Raw genomic sequence first — 6,000 nt, forward strand, 5'->3', positions numbered from 1 at the left:
CCGCCACCCTCACCGCGGGTCACGCCCCCAGCAGTTCCAGGGCCTCGGTGCCGTCGTCCGCGAAGGACACCAGCTTGTCCAGGGGGACCGGCAGGAAGCCCTCGGCCTCCATGCGCCGCATCTGTTCGCGCAGGCCGTCGTAGAAGCCGGCGGTGTTGAGTATCACCACCGGCTTGGTGTGCATGCCGTGCTTGCGCAGTTCCAGGATCTCGGTGGCCTCGTCGAGGGTGCCGGTGCCGCCGACCATCACGACGATGGCGTCGGACCGGGCGAGCATCGCGGCCTTGCGTTCGGCCAGATCGGCGGTGACGATCATCTCGTCGGCGTTCGCGCGGGCGACGTTCTTCAGGAACTCCACCGAGATCCCGATCAGCCGCCCGCCGGCCTCCTGCACCCCGTCCGCGACCACCTTCATCAGCCCGGAGTCGGAGCCGCCCCACACCAGGCTGTGGCCCCGCTCCCCGAGGAGCCGGGCGAAGGTCCGGGCGGCATCGGTGTAGACGGCGTCGAGTTCGGCCGCGGAGCAGAAGACGCAGATGTTCAGGGGCGCGCGCAGGGAGGGTTCGAGGGCCATGGCCGACAGCCTAAGCGGCGGCGCACGGGCGGGAAACGGCGGGACCGGCGCGGGGACCGGCGGCGGCCACATGGTGGTGTGCGGGGACAACGCGCTGGCCCAGCGGGTGATCAAGGAGCTGGCCGGGGTCTACGGGCAGCGGGTCACCGTCGTGCTGCCCTCGCTGCGCGGCGGGGACCACGGGCCGCGGATCGCCGGCCTGGTGGGCAGCAGACGGATGCACGTCGAGGCGGTGGAGGCGCAGGTTCCGGACGACGAGGCGCTGTTGCGCGCCGGCGTCGAGCGGGCCAGCGCGCTCGCCCTGACCTCCGGCGACGATCAGCTGAACATCCATGTCGCGCTGCGCGCCCGCCGGCTCAACCCGCAACTGCGCCTGGTGATCCGGATGTTCAACCGCACCCTCGGCGGCTATCTGGAGAGCCTGCTGGACCGCGCGGTACAGGTGCGCAACCCCGAGCTGGACCGGGCGGCGCTGGACGCCTCGACGACCGTTCTGTCCGACTCGGACACGGCCGCGCCCTCACTGGTGGCCGCGGCCGTCGTCGGCAGCGACAAGATCGTCTACGCGGACGGGCTGATGCTCCGCGCCAAGGAGCGCACCCTGGGCGCCGCGGCGCGCACCGACGCGCTGTGCACGCTCGCCGTGATGCCCGGCTCGGAGGACTCCGACGAGGGCGACAGCGACGAGGACATCGACCACTCCGGCGGTCCGGGCGGCCCGGCCGCCTCCGACGGTCCGGCCGGGCAGCGGCCCGAGCCGCCCGCGCCACGCACCGGGGACGACGGCGAGGACGGCCGGGCCGCCGGGGAGCCCCGCGATCCGTCCGGCGGCAGCGGGTTCGCCGGGCTGCGCAGGTTCGTCGCCGGGCTCGGCGGCCGGGACGGGCGCGGCGGGAGCGATCCGCCGGGGCAACGCGGCGCGGCCGCCCGGGACACCCCCGTCCTGCTGCCGGACGACGCGGCGCTGGAGGGGCTGCCGGCGCAGCGCCAGGCGGTGGTGCTGGAGGCGGTGGCCCGCCGGCCGGGGGCGCAGCCGCCGCCGAAGCCCCGGCGGATGCCGTGGACGCAGGCGTTCAAGGAGCTGTTCTCGCGCCGGCTGCGCTACTCGCTGCTGGGGCTCACCGCCGTCGTCATCGCGCTGGGCGCCTTCAACTGGGTGGTCAGCGGCGACTCCCCGGCGCACGCCGGCTATGTGACCCTCCTCGACGTCTTCGGCATCAACGACCCGAAGACCGACGAGCCGCCGGACGAACAGCTCCTCCAACTGCTCGCCGGGCTGGCCGGGATGCTGATGCTGCCGCTGTTCCTCGCGGTCGTCCTGGAGAGCTACGGGGCGTTCCGCAAGGCCGCTTCGCTGCCCGACCCGCCGCGCGGCCTGTCCGGGCACGTGGTGCTGCTGGGGCTCGGCAAGGTGGGCTCGCGGGTGCTGGGAGAGCTGCTGGAGCACGAGATCCCGGTGGTGTGCATCGAGCGGGACCACGAGGCGCGCGGGATGGCGCTGGCCCGCCGCAAGCGGGTGCCGACGGTGATAGCCGATGTGACCGAGAGCGATGTGCTGGAGGCCGCACGTATCCACCGGGCGAGCGCCCTGCTGGCGCTGACCAGCAGCGACGGCACCAATCTGGAGGCGTCCCTGTACGCCCGCCAGCTCAAGCCCGAACTGCGCGTGGTGATGCGGCTGTTCGACGACGAGTTCGCGACGACCGTCTACCGCACCTTGCGCGACACCTACCCGACGGCGCAGACCCGCAGCCGCTCCGTCTCCGCGCTGGCCGCGCCCGCCTTCGCGGGGGCGATGATGGGCCGCCAGGTGCTCGGGGCCATCCCGGTCGGCCGGCGGGTACTGGTCTTCGCCACCGTGGAGGTGACCGGCAACGAGCTGCTGGAGGGCCGCACCGTGGCGGACGCCTTCCACGCGGGCGCCTGGCGGGTGCTCGCGCTCGACCTCGCCGACCAGGCCGACCGGCGCGACGACCTGTCCATCTCGGCGCTCTCCGAGGAGGGCCCCGAGCCGGGCGGCGAGCTGACCTGGCGGCTGCGCCCCGACCATGTGCTCCAGGCCGGCGACCGGGTCGTGGTGGCCGCCACCCGGCGCGGCCTCGGCCGGCTGCTGGCCTCGTCCCCGGCGCCCGGCCCGCCGCCCATGCGCGGCTCCGGGGAGTTCGACGTCACGCGGGCGCTGCGCCGCTGGGACTGAGCGGGGCGCGCGGGGCCGGGATCGCGCGGGGCGCACGAGGCGCCGGACGCCGGGCCGTCGGGGCACGGCCCGGCGCCCCGTCGGCCTACGCCAGGGTGAAGCGGAAGATGCCCCACGTCAGGCGGCGTGCACGGCCGCCCTCGACCCAGTGGGTGAGGCCCTTCTTCATCTGCGTCAGATAGTCCGAGCTGACCTTCTGGCCGAGCCCCTCGGCCTCCTGCCGCTCGGTCTCCTGGAGGACCCGGCCGTAGTGCGTCACCAGCTGCTCACGCAGGTCCTCGAAGCCGCCCTCGGCGCCCTTGTGCTGCTGCGCGACGAAGCCGAGGCGGGTCAGCTCGCGGGTGTAGAAGCCGGGCGAGCCCATGTCGTCGAGGTGGATGCGGTCCAGGATCGGCTGGATGTCGGCGAGCGAGGTCCCGTCGGCGGCCATGGGGTCGGTGAACACCAGCCGCCCGCCGGGCTTGAGCACCCGCCGGATCTCCTCCAGCACCCGCAGCCGGTCACCGCTGTGCAGGAAGGCGTCCTGCGACCAGACGACGTCGACGCTGTTGGCCGGGAAGGGGATGTCCTCGAACGAGCCGTCGACGACCTCGATCCGGTCGGTCAGCCCGCGTACCGAGTTCAGCTCGCGGTGCCGCTGGTTCTCGACCTCGCTGAGGTTGAGGGCCCGGACACGGCAGCCGTAGGTGTCGGCCAGATAGCGGGCCGAGCCGCCGAAGCCGGAGCCGAGGTCGAGCACGACGGAGTCCTCGGTCAGCCCGAGCCCCTCGGCCATCTGCTCGACGGTGCGGCGGCTGGCGTCGGCGATGGGTTCCTCGTCGCCGGTGTAGACGCCGACGTGGATGTCCTCGCCGCCCCACACGGAGGAGTAGAAGGCGTCCGCGTCGGGGGAGTTGTAATAACTCCGTGCCGTGTTGACGGCCCCGCCGTACCCGCCTTCCTCCTGGTCCTCCATGCGGTATTCCTTCTCCGCGATGTGCACGAAGAAGTCCGGTTGTTCGTCCCGGTAGGTGTGCTGGAAGTCCCCGTAGGTCTCCACGCGCTGGAAACCCACTTCGGACATGAGGCGCCGCGTGTAGTCCTTCCGCAGCGGGAACATGTTGAGGTGGTACACGGAATCCGGGAACCGGTACCGCATACGGCACAGGCCCTCGTCGACGTATTCCGGTTCCACCGCGACGTCTTCGCCGCAGTAGTAGTAGGTGTGCTTGCTCGAATACCCCCGGTCGAGGATCGCGTCGTAGTTGCGCTGATCCAGGATGAGGATTCCGTCGTGCTTCAGCATGGCGTAGAACTCGGCGAGCGCCTTGCGCCGGTCGCGTTCCGAGAAGAGGTGCGTGAACGAGTTGCCGAGGCAGACGATGGCGTCGTACTCGCCGTGCACGTCACGGTTGAGCCAGCGCCAGTCGGCCTGGACGACGCGCAGGATGTGGTCGCCGTGCTTCATGCCGTTCTCGAAGGCCATGGCGAGCATGTCGGCACTGCCGTCGGCGCTCACGGTCTCGAATCCGGCCTCCAGCAGTCGCACCGAATGGAATCCGGTTCCCGTCGCGACGTCGAGTACGCTCCGAACGCCCCGCTTCCTGAGCAGATCGATGAAGAAATTGCCCTCGCTCTCCGCTCGCTTTTCCCAGTCTATGAGGGCGTCCCACTTCTCTACGAAGCTCGGGACGTACTCCTCCGTGTAGTGCCCGGTTTCCCGGACCTCGACGGGGTTGTCTCCGAATTCCTGAGCCGGTCGCGCGGAAATGACGAAACCTCCAGTTGAAGAGACGGTGGCCCTGGGCGCGGTCTCCGAGGACAGCACCAGGCTTCGGCTCGGAACCGCGCGTGGTCTCCGGTGCATAGCTATCCATCGGGGGCAGATCTATGCCACCAAGTCGCCCCGCCGTGCGTTAGGTTGATGTGAAAACCAGCCCCGACCAGCGGGTTTGCTCCCCCAGATTTCTGTCGCCCGGGCACCGGTGCCTGCCGCAGCAAACAGGGCAGTTGGGTATGCTGCGGACGTCAGCACGACAATTCCGTACGACTCGTGCACTCCACACCGAACTTGGCGAGACAACACATGGCTAAGCGCACCTCGTTCAGCAGCCGTGACATCGGCATAGATCTCGGCACGGCCAACACCCTGGTGTATGCGCGGGGCAAGGGCGTGGTCCTGGACGAACCGTCGGTCGTCGCGATCGACACCCGCACCGGCAAGGTACTGGCCGTCGGCGCGGAGGCCCGTCAGGCCGTCGGCCGCACGCCCGGCACCATCACCGCCACCCGGCCGCTCAAGGGCGGAGTCATCACCGACTTCGAGGCGACAGAGGGCATGTTGCGGCATTTCATCCGTGCCGCACGCGGTGGCAGAGGGCGCGGCCGGTCACCCCGCGTCGTGGTGTGTGTACCCAGCGGCGTGACGGGTGTCGAGCGGCGTGCGGTGCTCCAGACCGCGGCCCGGGCCGGCGCCCGGGACGTGCGGCTGATCGAGGAGCCGATGGCGGCGGCGATCGGCGCCGGGCTCCCGGTGCACGAGGCGCGCGGTTCGATGGTCGTCGACGTGGGCGGCGGCAGCACGGAGATCGCCATCATCTCCCTCGGCGGCATCGTCGCCTCGCGCTCGGCCCGGGTCGCGGGCGACGCGCTGGACACCGCCATCGCCTCCTATGTGGAGCGGGAGTTCGCCATGGCGGTGGGTGAACGCACCGCCGAGGAGATCAAGATGGCGCTCGGCGCCGACGGCCTCGTCCAGGTGCGCGGGCGGGACAAGAACACCGGGATGCCCAAGGTCGTCGATCTCACCCAGGACGAGATCCGGGAGGCCATAGAGCCGCCGCTGCGGGCGATGGTCAACGCGGTGCGGGACACCTTCGACGACTGCCCGCCCGAGCTGTACGGCGACGTGATGGAGCGCGGCATCGTCCTGACCGGCGGCGGGGCGCTGCTGCACGGCCTGGACGAGCGGCTCGTGAAGGAGACGGGCATGCCCGTCGTCGTCGCCGACGAGCCGCTCGGCTGCGTCGCCCTCGGCACCGGCCGCTGCCTGGAGGAGTTCGACAAACTGGACGCGGTCTTCGCCGCCTGACCCGCCCCGCGCCGCCGTCCGGGCCCCTCCGGGCCCACCCGCGCCTCTCCGGGCCCACCCGCGCCTCTCCGGGCCCACCCGCGCCCACCGGGGCCCGCCCCGCCCCAACAGCTGCCTCTCCCAGGGCGCCGACCCCCGCCGCCCCCCCCCGCCCTCCCG

General features: G+C 71.7%; 4 protein-coding genes. 2 read left to right on the forward strand and 2 right to left on the reverse strand.

The features are described 5' to 3' along the window. Positions 1-19: 19 nt before the first annotated feature. Positions 20-544 (reverse strand): LOG family protein, encoded by a 525-nt coding sequence (locus SCA03_RS29365; protein WP_030888873.1) that lies wholly within the window; start codon positions 542-544, stop codon positions 20-22. Positions 545-572: 28 nt separating this feature from the next. Here SCA03_RS29365 and SCA03_RS35840 point away from each other — a divergent pair, with 28 nt between their 5' ends. Beyond that, positions 573-2,771, forward strand: coding sequence for an NAD(P)-binding protein (locus tag SCA03_RS35840; protein WP_371864009.1), 2,199 nt, complete (start codon positions 573-575; stop codon positions 2,769-2,771). An 85-nt stretch (positions 2,772-2,856) separates the two neighbouring features. On the opposite strand, the gene SCA03_RS29375 is transcribed toward SCA03_RS35840, so the two are convergent. Further along, complete coding sequence (locus SCA03_RS29375; protein WP_434095947.1) at positions 2,857-4,578, reverse strand: glycine/sarcosine N-methyltransferase; 1,722 nt, start codon at positions 4,576-4,578, stop codon at positions 2,857-2,859. 258 nt (positions 4,579-4,836) lie between these two features. Here SCA03_RS29375 and SCA03_RS29380 point away from each other — a divergent pair, with 258 nt between their 5' ends. Next, positions 4,837-5,841 carry a rod shape-determining protein gene (locus tag SCA03_RS29380; RefSeq protein ID WP_030888882.1) on the forward strand — a complete coding sequence of 335 codons (1,005 nt, stop codon included), beginning with the start codon at positions 4,837-4,839 and terminating at the stop codon, positions 5,839-5,841. Positions 5,842-6,000 lie beyond the last annotated feature (159 nt).

This window comes from Streptomyces cacaoi, from assembly GCF_006539165.1.
Lineage (GTDB): Bacteria > Actinomycetota > Actinomycetes > Streptomycetales > Streptomycetaceae > Streptomyces > Streptomyces cacaoi.